At 64.7% G+C, this 17,765-nt stretch carries 19 protein-coding genes and 2 tRNA genes; 6 read left to right on the top strand and 15 right to left on the bottom strand.

Annotated features, from left to right (window positions below):
- Positions 1 to 4: 4 nt before the first annotated feature.
- Both NMB41_RS15765 and NMB41_RS15770 read right to left on the bottom strand, forming a co-directional pair.
- Positions 5 to 376, bottom strand: a complete 372-nt coding sequence (locus NMB41_RS15765) for a hypothetical protein (RefSeq protein ID WP_494378757.1) — start codon at positions 374 to 376, stop codon at positions 5 to 7.
- Between the two features lie 84 nt (positions 377 to 460).
- Positions 461 to 598 (bottom strand): hypothetical protein, encoded by a 138-nt coding sequence (locus NMB41_RS15770; protein WP_494378758.1) that lies wholly within the window; start codon positions 596 to 598, stop codon positions 461 to 463.
- Between the two features lie 193 nt (positions 599 to 791).
- Here NMB41_RS15770 and NMB41_RS15775 point away from each other — a divergent pair, with 193 nt between their 5' ends.
- Positions 792 to 965: a hypothetical protein gene (locus tag NMB41_RS15775; protein ID WP_494378759.1), complete on the top strand. Its 174-nt coding sequence runs from the start codon at positions 792 to 794 to the stop codon at positions 963 to 965.
- 59 nt (positions 966 to 1,024) lie between these two features.
- Here the strand turns inward: NMB41_RS15775 and NMB41_RS15780 are convergent, their stop codons facing one another.
- Together NMB41_RS15780 and NMB41_RS15785 are read right to left on the bottom strand one after the other, a co-directional pair.
- Positions 1,025 to 1,195 (bottom strand): hypothetical protein, encoded by a 171-nt coding sequence (locus NMB41_RS15780; protein ID WP_494378760.1) that lies wholly within the window; start codon positions 1,193 to 1,195, stop codon positions 1,025 to 1,027.
- Positions 1,196 to 1,303: 108 nt separating this feature from the next.
- Positions 1,304 to 1,483 (bottom strand): hypothetical protein, encoded by a 180-nt coding sequence (locus NMB41_RS15785; protein ID WP_494378761.1) that lies wholly within the window; start codon positions 1,481 to 1,483, stop codon positions 1,304 to 1,306.
- A 130-nt stretch (positions 1,484 to 1,613) separates the two neighbouring features.
- Between NMB41_RS15785 and NMB41_RS15790 the strand changes: the two genes are divergently transcribed.
- Entirely contained in the window at positions 1,614 to 2,549 is a 936-nt protein-coding gene (locus tag NMB41_RS15790; protein ID WP_494378762.1) for an alpha/beta hydrolase, read from the top strand.
- Here NMB41_RS15790 and NMB41_RS15795 read toward each other — a convergent pair.
- Positions 2,518 to 2,814 (bottom strand): 2Fe-2S iron-sulfur cluster-binding protein, encoded by a 297-nt coding sequence (locus NMB41_RS15795; protein WP_494378763.1) that lies wholly within the window; start codon positions 2,812 to 2,814, stop codon positions 2,518 to 2,520. The genes NMB41_RS15790 and NMB41_RS15795 overlap by 32 nt on opposite strands.
- Before the next feature lie 122 nt (positions 2,815 to 2,936).
- Here NMB41_RS15795 and NMB41_RS15800 point away from each other — a divergent pair, with 122 nt between their 5' ends.
- Together NMB41_RS15800 and NMB41_RS15805 are read left to right on the top strand one after the other, a co-directional pair.
- Positions 2,937 to 3,926, top strand: coding sequence for a L,D-transpeptidase family protein (locus tag NMB41_RS15800; RefSeq protein ID WP_494378764.1), 990 nt, complete (start codon positions 2,937 to 2,939; stop codon positions 3,924 to 3,926).
- Positions 3,927 to 3,951: 25 nt separating this feature from the next.
- On the top strand, positions 3,952 to 4,674 hold the full coding sequence (locus NMB41_RS15805; RefSeq protein ID WP_494378765.1) for a M23 family metallopeptidase: 723 nt from the start codon (positions 3,952 to 3,954) through the stop codon (positions 4,672 to 4,674).
- An 8-nt stretch (positions 4,675 to 4,682) separates the two neighbouring features.
- On the opposite strand, the gene NMB41_RS15810 is transcribed toward NMB41_RS15805, so the two are convergent.
- The 5 genes from NMB41_RS15810 to NMB41_RS15830 form a co-directional block, all read right to left on the bottom strand.
- Entirely contained in the window at positions 4,683 to 6,488 is a 1,806-nt protein-coding gene (locus tag NMB41_RS15810) for a M4 family metallopeptidase (RefSeq protein ID WP_494378766.1), read from the bottom strand.
- Between the two features lie 164 nt (positions 6,489 to 6,652).
- Positions 6,653 to 7,252 (bottom strand): hypothetical protein, encoded by a 600-nt coding sequence (locus tag NMB41_RS15815; protein WP_494378767.1) that lies wholly within the window; start codon positions 7,250 to 7,252, stop codon positions 6,653 to 6,655.
- Positions 7,253 to 7,264: 12 nt separating this feature from the next.
- A complete protein-coding gene (locus NMB41_RS15820) occupies positions 7,265 to 8,449 on the bottom strand; it encodes a zinc-dependent alcohol dehydrogenase (RefSeq protein ID WP_494378768.1) in 1,185 nt (394 codons plus the stop codon).
- Positions 8,450 to 8,635: 186 nt separating this feature from the next.
- On the bottom strand, positions 8,636 to 9,520 hold the full coding sequence (gene ypfJ / locus NMB41_RS15825) for a KPN_02809 family neutral zinc metallopeptidase (RefSeq protein ID WP_494378769.1): 885 nt from the start codon (positions 9,518 to 9,520) through the stop codon (positions 8,636 to 8,638).
- Entirely contained in the window at positions 9,517 to 9,693 is a 177-nt protein-coding gene (locus NMB41_RS15830; RefSeq protein ID WP_494378770.1) for a hypothetical protein, read from the bottom strand. The genes ypfJ and NMB41_RS15830 overlap by 4 nt, the downstream gene beginning before the upstream one ends.
- Positions 9,694 to 9,879: 186 nt before the next feature.
- Here NMB41_RS15830 and NMB41_RS15835 point away from each other — a divergent pair, with 186 nt between their 5' ends.
- On the top strand, positions 9,880 to 10,827 hold the full coding sequence (locus NMB41_RS15835; RefSeq protein WP_494378771.1) for a methyltransferase: 948 nt from the start codon (positions 9,880 to 9,882) through the stop codon (positions 10,825 to 10,827).
- A gap of 3 nt (positions 10,828 to 10,830) precedes the next feature.
- Here NMB41_RS15835 and NMB41_RS15840 read toward each other — a convergent pair whose 3' ends face one another.
- A complete protein-coding gene (locus tag NMB41_RS15840) occupies positions 10,831 to 12,966 on the bottom strand; it encodes a TonB-dependent receptor (protein WP_494378772.1) in 2,136 nt (711 codons plus the stop codon).
- Positions 12,967 to 13,100: 134 nt separating this feature from the next.
- On the opposite strand from NMB41_RS15840, the gene NMB41_RS15845 reads away from it, so the two are divergent.
- Positions 13,101 to 14,312 carry a PepSY-associated TM helix domain-containing protein gene (locus NMB41_RS15845; protein ID WP_494378773.1) on the top strand — a complete coding sequence of 404 codons (1,212 nt, stop codon included), beginning with the start codon at positions 13,101 to 13,103 and terminating at the stop codon, positions 14,310 to 14,312.
- 3 nt (positions 14,313 to 14,315) lie between these two features.
- On the opposite strand, the gene NMB41_RS15850 is transcribed toward NMB41_RS15845, so the two are convergent.
- From NMB41_RS15850 to NMB41_RS15865, 4 genes are all read right to left on the bottom strand, one after another.
- Positions 14,316 to 14,405: transfer RNA gene (locus tag NMB41_RS15850), tRNA-Ser, on the bottom strand.
- Positions 14,406 to 14,858: 453 nt separating this feature from the next.
- Positions 14,859 to 14,948: transfer RNA gene (locus NMB41_RS15855), tRNA-Ser, on the bottom strand.
- Between the two features lie 71 nt (positions 14,949 to 15,019).
- Entirely contained in the window at positions 15,020 to 16,315 is a 1,296-nt protein-coding gene (gene serS / locus NMB41_RS15860) for a serine--tRNA ligase (RefSeq protein WP_494378774.1), read from the bottom strand.
- 71 nt (positions 16,316 to 16,386) lie between these two features.
- Positions 16,387 to 17,691 (bottom strand): replication-associated recombination protein A, encoded by a 1,305-nt coding sequence (locus tag NMB41_RS15865; RefSeq protein WP_494378775.1) that lies wholly within the window; start codon positions 17,689 to 17,691, stop codon positions 16,387 to 16,389.
- Positions 17,692 to 17,765: the final 74 nt, after the last annotated feature.

Consider the following 17,765-nt stretch of genomic DNA (forward strand, 5'->3'; position numbering starts at 1 on the left):
CAACTTACTTCTTTGGTTCTTGCGCCTGAATATCGGCCAATGACTCCAGGCCGCGTGGCGTGACCTCGAAGCCGCCTTCCTCGCGCGGCACGATATGCGACTTGCGAATAAGGAATTGCGCGACGTCGCCGGCCACCGTTGCGGCCGGATCCTGCGCAAGGCTCGTCAATGCTTCGATACAGGCGCGCAGGAACAATACCTGCTGGCCCTTCTCCGTCAGGTCCAGCTTGCCGTCGCGCGCATAGGCAATCATCTTCAGGCCGGCCAGGCGCTTGGCATTACGCCCGACGCAGGCGTTGACCCGATCGGTACGCGCACCGCGCCGGATGAATTCGAGGGCGTTGTACTCGTCTGTCGTCAGTTTTTCGTTCTTCATTACCGCTCATTTAACTTGCTGGGCAGCCATGGTAACCGCCATGACGCGCCGCGGCAACCAATGAACGCCTGAGCGTTCTACTACTCAGCGCAAAGTGCGCAATGCGATCCACAGCAAGCCGGCGCCGACGATGGCCCCGACAGCCAGTACGCCCTGGAAGCGGCGCGATGCGAAACCGGTGCTCCGGCCCAGGTAAATCTTGTTATGCAGCGAATTGCCCATCTGAGTCTCCGTCGTGTGTCAGTAAAATCCATGAGTAGATATTATAAAAAAACTCACACAATGGGAACGTTCGGCAACGTACATAATTGTAACGATCTGTGTTTTTCAGCAAGATTGCCACACTCTCGTATTGCGCGCCGGAGCTAGGTCGCCACTGTTAGGATTGTTCTAACATCGAACAGGAGGAAGCACCATGAATCAATCGCGACAACCAACCGACCCGGCAGCCAACGGCGGCGCCATCCTGCATGAAGACGACATCGGCAGCGGCGAAAAAACGCCGGCGGAGAAGGAAACCGAAGAGATGATCAAGGAAATCCCGCCCCTGAAGGGCACCAACGGCAGCGAGCAGCCCCCAAAGGACTGAAGCAGGACTGCAGCGACAAATGAAAGCGCCACCCTCGGGTGGCGTTGCTGTTTCTAGCGCTAGTGCGCGCGGATCGGCGGCTCGGGGATGACGGGTTCTTCGACGGGTGCATGTACCGGATCGGGTACGTCGTCGGGAACCGGAATCGTCGGTGGCGGCTGCTCCGGGTCGGGTGTCGAATGGGCATGCAGGGCGCCGCGGCTGCCGTCATGCGGGGCGATGGTATCCATCAGCGTCTCTCCAAAAATGTCCGTACAAGCGGCGCCATGGCCGGGAGGGGCGCGGCGCCGCAAGGATGCCGGCGGCCGCGATGGCGGCCGGCAGACTGTTCGTGCAGATCAGTGGTTTTGCTTCTGCTTGGCGCCGCCGCCGGCGCCTTCGTTCGAGCCGGCTTTTTCACGCGACATGTGATCGTGGCTGCTCTTGTCCTCTTTGCCTGCGCGCTGCTTGGCCAGGTCTTCTTCCGACATGCGGTCCGACTGCTTGCTCTGGTTGTCGTTGGCTTTCGATTCATTCATGGTGGTTCTCCCGTGGTGGTTGAAAACGTTGACGTTTTGTGCAGACTAGCATGGAAGAACTTCGCAGGTTTTCAATCGTGCGCATCATTAAAACATGGGTATAGTGCATGTTTTCGGTCCCCGTTTACCTATGAAAATCCGCCTCCTTCCACTGCTCACCCTTCTTCCGGCCCTGGTGTCGGCTGCCCCGATGAAACTTGCCGACTACATGGCCCTGACCGGCCCCGCCCCTGCCGCGCGCGTCGCCTATGGCGCCGCCCCTTCCCAATACGCCGAGCTGTTCCTGCCGAAAGGCGCCGGCCCCTTCCCGGTCGCCGTGCTGGTGCATGGCGGCTGCTGGACCGAGAAGTTCGGCGGCATCACCCAGTTGCGCAGCATGGCCGGCGCCCTGGCCGAACGCGGCATCGCATCCTGGAATGTCGAATACCGCCGCGTCGACGAAGCCGGCGGCGGCTATCCCGGGATGTACGAAGACATGCATGCCGCGCTCGACACCCTGGCCGCGCAAGCAGGCCCGCACCGCCTCGACCTGGAACGGGTGGTGGCGGTGGGCCATTCGGCCGGCGGCCAGCTGGTGCAATGGATTTCCGGGCGCGCGCGCATTCCGGCCTCGAGCCCCCTGCACCGCACGCGCATGCTGCCGGTGCGGGCGGTCGTCAGCCTGGGCGGGCTTGCCGACCTGCGCGGCGAACGCGAGCTGATCAAGTCGAGCTGCGGGCGCGATACGCCGGAACTGGCCGGCCAGCCGAGCTCCGTGCGGCCGGACGTCTATGTCGATACAAATGCGGCCGAGCTGATGCCGAACGGCAGCCACACGATCCTGGTGACGGGGGAACTGGATACGATCTCGCCGCCGCGCGTGGCGCATGACTACGCCGCGCGGGCGCGCAAGGCCGGCGACAGCGCGGAAGTGGTGATCCTGCCAGGCGCGAGCCACTACGACGAAGTCGCGGCGAGTTCGCCCTCCTGGCCGCTGGTGGCGGCGGCCATCGAACGCGCGCTGGCGCAGCTTGGCGCGAACAGCAAGGAAACGATCAGCCCCGCCGCTTCGCCAGCGGCGCGCTGACGACGAGGTCGGAGGTCGCCACGGCGACGCAGGGCAAGAGGTAGTCTTCGCGCTTTTCCTCGATCGACAGGCCGGGCCAGTCGACCAGGTAGCGCACCGTTCCGGCGCTGAGCCGGCACAGGCAGGTGCGGCAGGTGCCGTTGCGACAGGAATTGGGCAAGTCGATGCCGGCCGCCTCGGCCGCCTGCAGCACCGTGGCGCCGGCCGCGGGAAAGCTGCAGCCGAGGGGGTCGAGCGTGATGATGTGGGAAACGTCGTCGGTCATGAGAGGATTGTAGCGCCGCCGCGGCGAGCGGAGGCGCCGATGCCTGAGTTCGTTAGCGAACAGACCGCTGAGTGTGGCGCGCCTACGCTGGGGTTTCCTATCGTAAGTATTGCAGGTGCCAAATGAAAAAACTCGTCGCTCCCCTCCTTCTCGCCGTCCTCGCTGGCGCCCTTCCCTTTGCCGCCAGCGCTGCCAAGCCTGCGCAACAAGCCGCCGCACAAACGGCCCAGCAGCCGGGTGCGGCAGACGCCACGCAGGAACGCAGCGAATTCGACCGCCTGCTGCGCGCCCAGGTCCTGCTCGACCGCATGCACTTTTCGCCGGGCGAGATCGACGGCGCCTATGGCTCGAACATGCGCCAGGCGCTCTCGGCCTTCCAGAAATCCCGCAGCCTGGAGGCGACCGGCAAGCTCGACGAAGCCACCTGGAATGCGCTCAACACCGACACAACGCCAACGCTGACCAATTACGTGTTGACCAATGAGGACGTGGCCGGTCCCTTCCAGCCGATTCCTGAAGACATGATGGAAAAGGCCAAGCTGCCGAAACTCGGCTATGCAAGCTCTGCGGAAGGCCTGGGCGAGAAATTCCACGCCAGCCCCGAGCTGATCATGCGCCTGAACCCAGGCAAGAATTTGACGAAGGCCGGCGAGCAGATCGTCGTGCCGAGCGTGCACGGCGGCCCTGCCCTGCCTGCCGCATCGAAAGTGGTGGTGAGCGACAGCCGCAAGGTGCTGATGCTGTTCGACGCATCCGATCGGCTGATCGCGCAATATCCGGCCTCGACCGGCAGCGAAAATGATCCACTGCCGGTGGGCAATTGGAAGATCAACGGCGTGCATCCGAATCCGACCTACTATTACAACCCGAAACTGTTCTGGGATGCCGAGCCGGGCGACAAGAAGGCAAAGATCGCGCCGGGACCGAACAATCCGGTCGGCGTGGCCTGGATCGACCTGTCCAAGGAACACTACGGCATCCACGGCACGCCGGTCCCGAAATTCATCGGCAAGACCGAGTCGCACGGCTGCATCCGCCTGACCAACTGGAGCGCCGCCGAAGTGGCAGCCGTGGTGGCAGCGGGCACGGCAGTCGTCCTGCAGCAGGAATGATTTTTACTAACGGGGAGGTTTGCTCATGAAGTGGCTGCTCAGCTTTGTGCTTGGCGTGGTCGTCGGCGCCGGCGGTTTGTTTATCTATCTGCGCGAGATTGCCGACGCGCCAAATCCGATCATCACCGACGGCGGCGCGCTGCCGGCGCCGCCGAGCGATCCGCCGGCCGCGGCCTTGCCGGCAGCGGCCCCTGCGGCCGCGACGGGCGATCGCCTGGTGCAAACCGACCTGTCCGATGCCAGCCTGCCGATCCGCCCTGCGCCGCAATCGACGACGGCGCCCCCGGCCGCGCCGGAACTGGGCGCCGGCGGCAGCATGCCGAACAAGCTGCTGGTGCCGGTCGAGGGCGTGGCCTATGCCAAGCTGACCGACACCTTCGACCAGCCGCGCGGCCAGGAACGCCACCATGAAGCGCTCGACATCATGGCGCCGAAAGGCACGCCGGTGCGCGCGGTGGCCGACGGTAAAGTGGTGAAACTGTTCGAGAGCAAGCCCGGCGGCACGACCCTGTACCAGTTCGATCCGAGCGAGCAATACGCCTATTACTATGCCCACCTCGACAAATACGCCGACGGGATCAAGGAAGGCATGCAGCTCAAGCGCGGCGACCTGATCGGCTATGTCGGCGTGACCGGCAACTCCGACCCGAACGCGCCGCACCTGCATTTCGCCGTGGTCGCCCTGACGCCCGAGAAGCAGTGGTGGAAAGGCACGCCGGTCAATCCGTACCCGCTGCTGTCGGACTGATCGCCTGCTTATTGCGCGGCCGCTGCCGGTTCCGGCGCGGCCGTTTCGTCGACGTCGGCTCCCACATTGATGGCGGCGTAGGCCCGCTGCACGGCCACCGCCTCGCGGCTGGCGGCGCCATATAATTCCTGCGCCGCTTCGATCATCTTGGCGCGCGCATCGGCGTAGTTCGTGCTCGAGGTGAACTTGGTCGTGTTCGCCTTGAACCAGATTTTGAACGCCTTGTCGGTGCCGATGCCGCTCATCGCGCCGGGCGACTTCACCAGGTATTTGCTGTAGTAGTCGCCCTTCTTGTCCTCTTTCGATCCCTGCGACAGGAAATAGAACATCCGGTTGTTCGGGCCGCTGCTGTAGTGCACGTCCAGGCGCCGCAGCGAGGTGCTCCAGGCGTCCGGGCTGCTGCCGTCCTTGCTGGGGCGGTACATCCAGCGCAGGGGCGTGTTGTCGCGGCTGATTTCGGTGCCGAGCATCCAGTCGTTGCCCGTCGATGGAATACTCTCGCCGGTGCCGCCGGCGCGCGCATAGGCTTCGACCACTTCCCCGCCGATGTCCGAACTCGATTCGTTCAGGCCGCCCGATTCGCCCGAATACACGAGGTCCGAGGTGGCGGCGGTGACGCCATGGCCCATCTCGTGGCCGATGACGTCGATCGAACCGAGGCTGTTGAAACTCGAGCCGTCGCCGATGAACATGCAGCGGCAGGTATCGCTGTAATAGGCGTTGTCGTAGGCGGTGTTGACGTGCACGGCGATATAGGTCGACGTGTTCTTTCCGTCCAGTGACTGCCAGCCGAGCACGTTCTTCAGCGCGTCATAGGTATTCATCAGCCCCCACATGGCGTTCACCGCCGCGGTCTGGCCGTTGGCGTCCGTGGTGCTGCCGCCGCGGATGTACTGCTTGCCGTCGCCCCAGGTGTTGCTCGCGTTGGTGTACATCTCGCCGGCCTTGCTGCTGCCGTTGGCGTTCGTGATCGCCATCGCGCCATAGGTGCCGCCGGTGCCGCGTTCCGGATCGAGCATGCGGTAGCTGCCGTTGGCGAAGGTGGTGCTGATCGGCACCTCGCCGTTGTATTGGCTCTTGCCCACCCCCACCACATTCTGCAGCGCGCTCCAGCGATCCAGGATGCGCCCGTCCTTCGCGCTGACGATGGTGTCGTGATAGTGCGGATGGTCGCCGCGCTGCATGCGCGTGCGCACCAGGTAGGCCAGCTCGTAGCGCTCGACGACTTCCTGCACGTCGAGGGCATTGAGTTCTCCTTCGAGCTTGTTCACCGCGCCCGGCAGGCGTTCGATCTTCATGACCGGATAGACCAGCAGTTCGGCGCTGGGCGGCACGACATGGGTAGCATCCTCGCCGGCGTCGGCCAGCGTGGCGCCCACGGCGGCATCGATCGCGGCCTTGGGCGGTACCTGCGGCTTGACGTTGAAGTCCTGCGTGGCCGCGCCCAGGCGGTTGGCGCCGCCCCGGCCCAGGTGCAGGCGGCGGTTCGATGCCGATTCGGAAACGATCGCGCCCGCCGCGTCGATCACCACCACCGACTCGGAACCGAACACCCGCACGCCCTTGTAGGTGTGGGCGGCGCGCACCACCTGCGTACCCTGCACGCCGGGATGCTGCTGGGCGACGGAGAAGCCGTGGTTATTGTCCAGCCCGCGCGCCGCGCGGCCCTGGGCCAGCTTCGCCACCAGCGCGGCCGTGGCCGCGACGGAGGGCGTTGCCGGCGCACTCATCATCGGCGCCGGCGCGGCGGCCGCGCAGGCACCGGCAATCAGGAGGCTCAGGGGAGTGACCAGCAGGCGGGTACGAAGTTTCATCGCGTCTCCATTCGAAAATTCCCGGCAGGAAAGGGCCGGAGATCATCGAAGTGTGGACGAGTGTCAAGAAAAGGATTTGCTCAAACGCAAGAAGCCCCGCACGCTGCGCAGCTGCGCAACGGCGGGGCTTTATCTATGCACCCGGCTGGACGGGTGCGGCTGCTTTAATAGTCGTCGTTGTCGCGACGGCTGAGCAGGTAATACGCCGCGGCGCCCACGGCGCCGGCAATGGCCACCTTCTTCGCCAGGCCGGCCTTGTTGTGCTGCCACTCCGATTTCAGGCCCATTTCCCCGAGGATGTTCGGCACATGGCCATGCGCCAGGTCGTCGACGATGCCTTCGACGACATTGATGCGGTCGGCGCCCAGCAGGATCAGCCAGTGGCGCAGGTCGTTCTCGGTGTACTTGAAGGCGGCGCGCCGCAGCATGCCCGACAGCCCGGACGGCGGCTGGGCCGTGCCGTGCAGCTGGGTGATGCCGGGGCGCTCGTTCGACACCAGCACCTCGACCCGCTGCACCTGGGCCTGGGGTTCGGGCATGTCGGCCGGGGTGTAGCGCGGCGGCGTGCGCTCCATCGGCACCGCGGGCCGGTTCTTGTGGTCGAGGTCGGCTCCCCAGCCCTTGATGTGGCCCATTTCCTCGCGCGTCTTGCGGTGCTGGCGCAATTGCGGCTGCACCGGCAGGTGCTCGTGGTGGCCATGGGCGTGCGCGTCCTTGCCCTCGTTGTCGTGGCCGATATGGACGGTCATGTCGCGGTTATCCATGCGTGTGCCTCCTTAGATCGATACGCTGGCCGTCACCGCGCGCACTTCGTGGGCGCGTGGCGGGATCAGGATCGGCTTGATGCAGTTATCGAGTTTGCTCGAGAAGATGTGGTACGCGTCCGCCACGTCTTCCAGCGGAATGCGGTGGGTAATGATCTGCTTGGGATCGATGTGCCCGGCGCGGATGTGCTCGATCAGGCGCGGCAGGTGGCGCTTGACGCTGGCCTGGTTCATGCGCATCGTGATGCCCTTGTTGAGCGCATTGCCCATCGGGACGGCATTGAAGGTCGGGCCGTACACGCCGACGATCGAGACATTGCCGCCCTTGCGCACCGAGTTGATACACCAGTGCAGCACCGTCGCCGCACCCGCCTGCATCTTCATCAGGCGCCCGGTGACCGTTTGCGCCATGCTGCCGGCGGCGTCGCCTCCGACGGCATCGATGCAGACGTCCGCGCCCAGCCAGTCCGTCATCTTCTTGATGTGCAGGGCCATGTCGCCCACGTCCTTGAAGTTCACGACCTCGCACTGGGCGTAGTGCTTGACGAATTCGAGGCGGTACTCGACTTCGTCGACCACGATCACGCGCCCGGCGCCGAACAGCCAGGCCGACTTGGCGGCAAAGATGCCGACCGGGCCGGCGCCGAACACGACCACGGTGTCGCCCTCCTTGATGTCGCCCATTTCGGCGGCCTGGTAGCCGGTCGGCAGCGCATCGGTCAGCAGCACCGCGTCGTCGTCGACGATGTCGTCGGGGATCTTGATCGGACCGACGTCGGCCATCGGCACGCGCACGTATTCGGCCTGGCCGCCGTCGAAGCCGCCGGCCGTGTGCGAATAGCCATAGATGGCGCCGACCGCGGTCGACATCGCATTCACGTTGTGGCAGTTACCGTAGAGTTCTTTCTGGCAGAAGAAGCAGGAACCGCAGAAGATATTGAAAGGCACCAGCACGCGGTCGCCCACCTTCAGGGTTTCCACTTGCGAGCCGACCTCTTCGATGATGCCGATGAACTCGTGGCCGAAGGTGTGGCCGACCCGGGTGTCCGGCACCATGCCGTGGTAGAGGTGCAGGTCGGAGCCGCAGATGCACGAGCGGGTGACGCGCACGATGGCGTCGCCCGGGTGCTCGATGACGGGATCGGACTTGTGGGTCGCACGGACGCGGTAAGGCCCCCGATAGTTCATTGCCAGCATAAATTCCTCCTCGAAAGTTTTGCGTCACTCATTTGTCGATGAGTGCGTAGAACCTTAAGTTATGTCAAAACGCTATCGAATGCGATAGGCGCACGACAAGGAACCCATGTTTTGTAAGGCGATGTAGACGGAAGATAGGCAGATGTTCGCAGCAGGAAACCGACAATTCCTGCTGGAACCCCTTTATTAAAGCGTGCGCGCCTCGAAGGTATTGCACTGCTGCACGTCACCCTGCTCGAAACCACGCTTGAACCAGCGCACGCGCTGCTCGGAACTGCCGTGGGTGAAGGAGTCCGGCACCACCGTCCCGCGCGACTGGCGCTGAATGGTGTCGTCGCCGATGGCCGAGGCCGTCGCCAGCGCGCTTTCGATGTCGCCCGTCTCGAGGAAGGCTTCCTTCTGCTGGGTCTTGTTGGCCCAGACGCCGGCGAAGCAGTCCGCTTGCAGTTCGAGACGCACCGACAAGGCATTGCCTTCGGTTTCGGAGGCCTGGGCCTGGGCCCGGTTCACCTGGTCCGACACGCCCACGAGCTTTTGCACGTGGTGGCCGACTTCGTGGGCGATCACATAGGCCTGGGCAAATTCGCCGCCGACCTTGAAGCGCTCTTCCATCAGGCGGAAGAAACTCAGGTCGATGTAGACCTTCTGGTCGCCCGGGCAATAGAAGGGACCGCTGGCCGCATTGCCGGTGCCGCAGGCAGTCGGTACGCGGCCTTCGAACAGCACCAGTTTCGGCGCCTTGTAGGTGCTGCCCTGGGCCGCGAAGATCGGCGTCCAGGCGTCCTCGGTATAGCCCAGCACGGTACGCACGAAGCGCGATTCGCGGTCGTCGGCCTGGGGCGCGGCCGGGTCGCGCTGCTGCTGCACCTGGGGCGCCGGTCCTTCGCCGCCGCCCATCATGCCGATCACGGTGCCCGGGTCGACGCCGAAGAAGAGCGAGGCCACCAGCGCGATGGCGATCGTGCCGATGCCGATGCCCTTGCCGCCGATGTTGAAGCCGCCGCCGCCGCCACCGCCACCGCCGCGGCGGTCCTCGACATTATCGCTCTCGCGGTCGCCTTCCCACTTCATTTCGGCCGCCGCAGGTTGGACGAATTCATGTTTTCGCGTGCATCTTTCATGCGGAATTCGTCGTCCAGCGCCAGGCCGGCGCGGGCGTCGTCGTTGAGGCTGCGTTCATGGCGTTCGCGCTCGACTTCGCGGTCGAGGCGGACACGTTGCTGGTCCGGGAAAAGTGGCTTCATGGCTGTCCTTGGTTCGCTTGTTTTGTGATCTTGTCGGCACCCTTGCCAACTTGAATATGACTGGAGTATGGACGTGCCGCAGAAAAAGGTATGTTCGGGTATTCACATAAGCGCACGCGCGCAGTCATCGTCCGCTTTGTACGCCAGCGTACAGAGAACCCGATGACCATGCCGCATGCTGCCAGCATGACCGCCCCCCCCATCGATACCGAGACCCTGCTCGCCCTCGGCCAGGCCCTGCAGCAAGCAGGCTATCAATTCACGACCATCACCCCAAGCACCCACCGGCGCGTCAACGCCCGCCCCGAGAACGCCTGGGCGCGCGACCTGCGCGGGGTGTTCGGCTGGAGCCGGCCGTTTCGCGCGGACACGCTTCCCGCCGAGCTGGTAATGCTGATGCGGCGCGCCGGCGTGCTGGACGAGGACGGCGACGTACTGCGCGCCAGGGTGCGCGCTTCGACCATCGGCACGCGGCTCTACTTCCACTCCGCCTTTCCCACCCATGCCGAGGATTCGGTCTTCTTCGGCCCGGACACCTACCGCTATGTGGCGGCTTTGATGCGGGCCATGGAAACATTGAGCCCGCCGCGCCGCGCGGTCGACATCGGCGCCGGCGGCGGGCCGGGCGCCATCGAAGTGGCGGCGCGCTTTCCCGAGGCCGAGACCTTTGCCGCCGACATCAACGACCGCGCGCTGGAACTGGCCGGCGTGAACGCGCGCCTGGCCGGCGCTTCAAACGTAGAAGCACGCCACAGCGACCTGCTGAAAGACCTGGACGGCGAATTCGACCTGGTGCTGTCGAACCCGCCCTTCATCCTCGACCCGGACAAGCGGCGCTACCGGCACGGCGGCGACATGCGCGGCGCCGGCCTCTCGCTGCAGATCGTGGATGCGGCCCTGGCCCGTCTGCGTCCCGGCGGGACGCTGCTGCTGTACACGGGGGTGGCGATCGTCGATGGGGTCGACGAATTCCTGGAAACCATACGGCCGCGGCTCGACGCCGCCTGTGCGGAGTGGACCTATGAAGAGCTGGACCCGGACATCTTTGGCGGCCAGCTCGATAGCGACGGGTATGAAGAGGTGGAGCGGATTGCCGCGGTGTGGCTGCGCGCCGTCAAGCGCGCAGCTGCATAAGACTTAGAAGGTGCGGTTCCAGTTGACGGCCAGCGTGCGTCCGCGGCCGGCATAGGTGCCGGCTGCATCGAGCGCCGCCGCCGACTGCGCGTAATAGCCGACATACTGCTTGTCGAACAGGTTTTCCATGCTGACGCCGAACTGGCCCCAGGACGTGTTCCAGGTTACGGCGGCGTCCGCCAGCGTGTAGCCGACGAAATGCTCTTCCAGCCTGGCGGTGCCGACCTGGCGGCCAATGTTGATGTCGCGGTCGAACAAATGGGCCGCCTGCAGGCGCAGCTGGGCTTGGGGAGCGAAGCGCCAGTTGGCGCCCAGCACCGCCTTGTCCGGACCCTGCGAGCGCGCGCCCAGGTCGAGGTCGAGCGGCGCGCCCTGTGCGGCGGCGGTCTTGCCGTCGGTGACGGCATAGGTGCCGAACAGCGACCAGTCCTTGGCCGGACGCCATTCGCCGTTCGCTTCCCAGCCCTTGACGACCGTCGGCACGCGCTCGACCACGCCGACGCCGGTGGCGACGATGCGGATTACGCTGCCCAGTTTCGAGCGCGAGTCGTAGCGCGAAAAGCCGACGTGGCCCTGGGCGCCGCGCCAGTTCAGGCCGATTTCATTATTCCGGGTGACGATGGGCTGCAAGGAAATCAGGTTCGACACCGACTGCCCGTTCGTATTCACGCCGCGCAGCACCAGGCCCGCGTCGGGCAAGCCGAAGCCTTCGGAACTCGCCGCGAACACCGACCAGCCCGGCGCCACGCGCCACACCGCGCCGATGTTGTGCACTGACTTGGAGAACTCGGCCGAGCCACCCTGGACTTGCCTGCGTCCGTAGGCAGCAAGCGTGGTGTAGGTGTCGACCTCGAGCTCGGCGTTCTCGCGGCGCACGCCGGCGCGCAGGGTCACGGGGCCGATTTCGTATTCGAGCTGGGCGAAGGGCGCCAGCGATTCGAACTTCAATTCCGGCACCCAGGTGCGGCCTGTCGCCGCCAGGCGCTGCAGGGTGTGGTCTTTCAGGAAGTCCAGGCCAGCCGTCACTTCCAGGCCGCGCACCAGCGTATCCGGACGCACATAGGTCATGCGCGAGCCGAGCTTGTCGGCCACGATGTGCGACTGGTCGAAGAGCGTATTGTTGGGCGCGATGCGGGTGTCCTGGAAGGTCACGGTATTGGTCGCGCCATACAGGGACTCGAAATCGTGCTTGAACAGCTGTACCGTCAGGGCGCCGCCGGCCAGGGCCGCATGGCGGTAATCCAGGCTGGCGCTGCGCACCTTGTTGCGGGCCGGGTCGCCAGGCGGCCTGCCTTCGACGGAGGTCGTGGTCACGCCCTGGGCCACAATGCCCGGTTCGTTTTTGTAGTCGCCGTCGCCGGCCATGTTGAAGCGGTTGACCGACAACTGAATGCGCTGGTCGCCGAAGTTGTGGCCGATTTTCAGGAACAGGTCGTCGCCGTGCGAGTCGAGCGTGTCGCCCTGCACGCTGTCGATGCCCAGGCGCCGGCCGTTGCCGTCATAGCCCATGCCGCGCCGCTGGACGCTGGCATAGCCCAGCAGATCAAAGGCGTCCGACTTGTGGCTGACCGAATAGCCGGTCTTCCAGTCGAGGCTGTCCGAGCGGAACTGGGAGGCCGCCCGCACGTTGACGCCGAAGCGCGTGCCGTCCGCCTTCGGGGTTTTGGTGATGTAGTTGATGATGCCGCCGGTCGCGCCCAGGCCCTGCACCGCCGAAGCGCCGTTGATCACTTCGATGCGTTCGATGATCGCGCTGTCGGCGAAATAGCCTTCGCGCATGCCTGCGCGCAGCGGGTTCGACTGGGGAATGCCGTCGAGCAGGATCAGCGGCTGGCGCCCGCGCAGCGATTCGCCGGTCGAGGTCATCTTCTGGCGGCTCGGGGCATAGCCCGGGATATAGGTGGCCAGCGCCTGCGAAGGGTCGTCGGCGATCAGGTACTGGGTCGACAGCTCCTGCTGGCTGATGACCGACACCGCGCCCGGGATCTTGTCGACCGCCTTGGCGCCGCGCGTGGCGGTGACGATGACGGTTGCCGTGTCATTCACATCCGCGGCGTCTTGCTGGGCGAACGCGGGTGCGGCAGCCATGAAGGCGCAGGCGGTGCCGACGGCGAAACTGATGGGCTTAAGCGTGGTCATAAAGAATCTGGTACCGGAAAAGTGTGAGACTTTTCTACTGGGCAATGTAAAATGAGAATGATAACGATTCCTATTTGGAACAGCAAGCGATAACCCATCTATTTATCCAGCCCCTCATGTCGACAACGAAATCTTTGACACGCACCCTGCACCTGTGGGCCGGCCTGGTGTTCGGCACTCTGCTGGTCCTGCAGGGTCTCACCGGCAGCATCCTGAGCTGGCGCCACGAACTCGACGCCGCGCTCAATCCCGGCCTGCTGCAGGTGGCGCCGCCGCCCGGCACGCGCCAGGGCGAGACGCTGCGCGTGGCCCCAGGCAAGGTGCAGGCGGTCAACACGCGGCTGTCGGAGGCCCCCGGCTATGGCCGCCCGAACATGCTCATGATTCCGGAGCATGCGGGCGACGTCTTCATCGCCTGGTACCGGCCGGGCAAAACCAGCTCGCTCTGGCAGCAAGGCGTGACGCGCCAGGTGATGGTCGACCCGGCCAGCCTGCGCATCCTGGGCGAACGCAACTGGGGCGAAGCGGGAATGAGCCGGCCTCTCGTGCTGCCCACCCTCTTCCACCTGCATCACTATTTGCTGACCGGCGACGGCGGCAAGGTCGTGGTCGCGGTCGAGGGCCTGGCGCTGCTCTTGCTGTCGATCACCGGCATCATCGTCTGGTGGCCAAAGTTCACGCGCTCGGCCTTCTGGCATGCGATCACCTTCCGCCTCGGCAGTTCCTGGCCGAAGCTCAGTTTCCAGCTGCACCGCGCCGCCGGTTTCTATGTCGCGCCGGTGTTCCTGCTGCTGGCCGTATCGGGCGTCTACTTCAACATGCCGGGCTGGGTGACGCCGGCCGTCGGCGCCCTCGGCAGCATCACCCCGAACGAGAAGCCGGCCAACCGCAGCGCGCCCGGACTTGCCCCGCTGGCGGCGCAGGACGTGGTTGCGGCGGCGCAGGCCCTGTTTCCAACAGGACGCGTCTCGCGCCTGAGCTTCCCGGCCAAGCCGGGCCAGCCCTACGAAGTGCGCGTGCGCCAGCCGGGCGAGATGCGCCACGGCGACGGCGCCACCCGCATCACCATCGATTCCGGCGACGGTGCCGTGCTGCGCGTCGTCGATCCGCTGACCATGCGTGAGGGCGACCGCTTCCTGTCATGGATGTTCCCGCTGCATACGGGCGAAGCCTTCGGCACCGCCGGGCGCGTGTTCATCAGTTTTATCGGGCTCATGCCGCTGGTGTTTTTCGTCACCGGGCTGGTGATGTGGCTGAAGTTCCGGCGGCCGAAGCAAGGCAAGCGCGGAGCCGACGAGAAAATACGGACGAAAAAAAAGCTCCCGGTCGGGGAGCTATTTTCCTGATGCTGGCGGAGAGGGTGGGATTCGAACCCACGGTACGATTTAACGTACGCCTGATTTCGAGTCAGGTACATTCGACCACTCTGCCACCTCTCCTGAATCGGTGTTGCGGTCGCTGCAAGGCTGGCATTATAGCGGTCGGTTTTCGCTAGCGCAAGGAAATGATGTCAGAGGCATACACCAGAACGGCTCCCTGCGGGAGCGCGGTACGGGGGTGGGATTCGCCCACGTTCCGCGGGCCGCCCCCTCGCTTGCAAGCAAGGGGCTTCGAATCCCACACGCGAAGCGCGCAGGCGCTTCGCTCCTCTCCGCCAGCAAATAAAAAAGGCCCCCAAAAACTGGGGGCCTTTTTCATTGTCAGAGGCATACACCAGAATGGCTCCCTGCGGGAGCGCGGTACGGGGGTGGGATTCGCCCACGTTCCGCGGGCCGCCCCCTCGCTTGCAAGCGAGGGTCTTCGAATCCCACACGCGAAGCGCGCAGGCGCTTCGCTCCTCTCCGCCAGCAAATAAAAAAGGCCCCCAAAAACTGGGGGCCTTTTTCATTTACTGGCGGAGAGGGTGGGATTCGAACCCACGGTACGATTTAACGTACGCCTGATTTCGAGTCAGGTACATTCGACCACTCTGCCACCTCTCCTAAATCGGTGTCACGGTCGCTGCAAGAGACCAGCATTATAGCCAGCCTCTTCCGAAAACGGAAGAGCTATTTCAGGCGGCAGGTGCCAGGCGTTCGAGGCCGCCCATGTACCCACGCAGCACTTCCGGAATCACGACACTGCCATCCGCCTGCTGGTAATTCTCCAGCACCGCCACCAGGGTACGTCCCACGGCCAGGCCCGAGCCGTTGAGCGTGTGCAGCAGTTCCGGCTTGTTCTGCGCGTTGCGGAAACGCGCGCCCATGCGGCGGGCCTGGAAGGCTTCCATGTTCGACAGCGAAGAAATCTCGCGGTAGGTGTTCTGCGCCGGCAGCCACACTTCCAGGTCATAGGTCTTGGCCGAGCCGAAGCCCATGTCGCCGGTGCACAGCAGCATCACGCGGTAAGGCAGGCCCAGGCTCTGCAGGATGAACTCGGCATGGCCGACCATCTCTTCCAGCACCGCGTCCGACTGTTCCGGGTGGGCGATCTGCACCATTTCGACCTTGTCGAACTGGTGCTGGCGGATCATGCCGCGGGTGTCGCGGCCATAGCTGCCGGCTTCCGAGCGGAAGCATGGGGTGTGCGCCGTCATCTTGATCGGCAGCGCGTCGAGCGGGACGATCTCGTCGCGCACGACGTTGGTCAGCGTCACCTCCGAAGTCGGGATCAGGTAGAAGGTCTCGCCCTCGCCTTCCGCGCCGCCCTTCTTCACCGAGAACAGGTCTTCTTCGAACTTCGGCAGCTGGCCGGTGCCGCGCAGCGAATCGGCGTTGACCATGTAGGGCGTGTAGCATTCGAGATAGCCGTGCTTGTCCGTGTGCGTGTCGAGCATGTACTGGGCCAGCGCGCGGTGCAGGCGCGCGATGCCGCCCTTCATGACCGAGAAGCGCGAGCCGGTGATCTTGGTCGCGGTTTCAAAGTCCAGGCCCAGCTTCTCGCCGATGTCGACGTGGTCCTTCGCTTCGAAATCGAAGGCGGGCGGCGTGCCGACCTTGCGCACTTCGACGTTGCCCGTTTCGTCCAGGCCGGCCGGGACCGATTCGTGCGGCAGGTTCGGGATCGATTCCATGAACTCGGCCATCTTGCGCTGCACCTCGGCCAATGCGGCTTCGTTGGCTTTGAGCTCGTCGCCCAGACCGGCCACTTCCGCCATCACGCCGGAGACGTCTTCGCCCTTGCCCTTCAACATGCCGATTTGCTTCGACAGCGAATTGCGCTTGCCCTGCAGTTCTTCGGTACGGGTCTGGATCGACTTGCGCTCGGCTTCGAGCGCGTTGAAGCCAGCCACGTCGAGCTGGAACTTGCGCGCGGCCAGGCGGGTGGCGACGGTGTCGATGTCTTTGCGAAGGAGTTGGATGTCTATCATGTCGGAGTCAAGGCAGCAGTATGTCGAAAACGCAATTGTACCAAGCGGGCAGCGGTTCTTGACGCCGAGTTTTACGTCCCGTTCGCGTCTTCATCGAGCTGGCGCAGGAAGGCCAGCTTGTCCGCCACCTTCGCCTCCACCCCGCGCGGCACCGGCTGGTACCAGCGCGGCTCCGGCATGCCGTCGGGCAGGTAGGTTTCGCCGGCGGCGTAGGCGTTCGGCTCGTCATGGGCGTAGCGGTAGGCGTGGCCGTAGCCGAGCTCTTTCATGAGCTTGGTCGGGGCGTTACGCAGGTGCACCGGCACCTCGCGCGACTTGTCCTTGCGGATAAACGCCATGGCCGCGTTGAAGGCGTTGTAGCCGGCATTGCTTTTCGCCGCGATCGCCAGGTAGACGACGGCCTGCCCCAGCGCCAATTCGCCCTCCGGGGAACCCAAGCGCTCGTAGGTGGTCGCGGCGTCGTTGGCGATCTGCAGCGCGCGCGGGTCGGCCAGGCCAATGTCTTCCCAGGCCATGCGCACGATGCGGCGCGACAGGTATTTGGCGTCCGCCCCGCCATCGAGCATGCGGCACAGCCAGTACAGGGCCGCGTCCGGGTGCGAGCCGCGCACCGACTTGTGCAGGGCCGAAATCTGGTCGTAGAAATTGTCGCCGCCTTTGTCGAAGCGGCGCGAGTTCAGGGTCAGCGCGTTGTCGACGAATTCACCGGTGATCGTCGTGATGCCCGTCGTTTCGGCCGAGGTCTTGGTCTGTTCCAGCAGGTTCAGGAAACGCCGCGCGTCGCCGTCGGCATAGCCGATCAGCGTACTAACCGCGATCTCATCGAATTTCAGGTGGGCGAGCACGCGTTCCTGGGCGCGCTTGAGCAAGAGGCGCATTTCGTCGTCGGTCAAGGCTTTCAGCACGTACACCTGCGAGCGCGACAGCAGTGCCGAGTTGACTTCGAACGAAGGATTTTCGGTGGTGGCGCCAATCAGGGTGACCAGGCCCGACTCGACAAAAGGCAGCAAGGCATCCTGCTGCGATTTGTTGAAGCGGTGGATCTCGTCGATGAAGAGGATGGTGTGCTTGCCGCGCGCCAGGTACTGCTCGGCCTGCTCGACCGAGGCGCGGATGTCCTTCACGCCCGACAGCACGGCCGACAGCGCAATGAATTCGCAGTCAAAAGCATAGGCGGTCAGGCGCGCCAGCGTGGTCTTGCCCACGCCCGGCGGGCCCCACAAGATCATCGAATGCGGCTTGCCGGATTTGAACACCAGGTTCAGCGGCTTGCCGGGACCGAGCAGATGGCTCTGGCCGATGACTTCGTCGATGGTGCGCGGGCGCAGGGCTTCGGCCAGCGGCGCGGCGGGTTCGTTTCGGAACAAATCATCCACGGCGGCCTCCGCCGGCGCGTGGACGTGAAAATTTGGCTGGAAAGTTGTGCATGCGGCTAGTGTAGCCGATGCGC

This window comes from Massilia sp. FBCC-B171 (assembly GCF_059134155.1).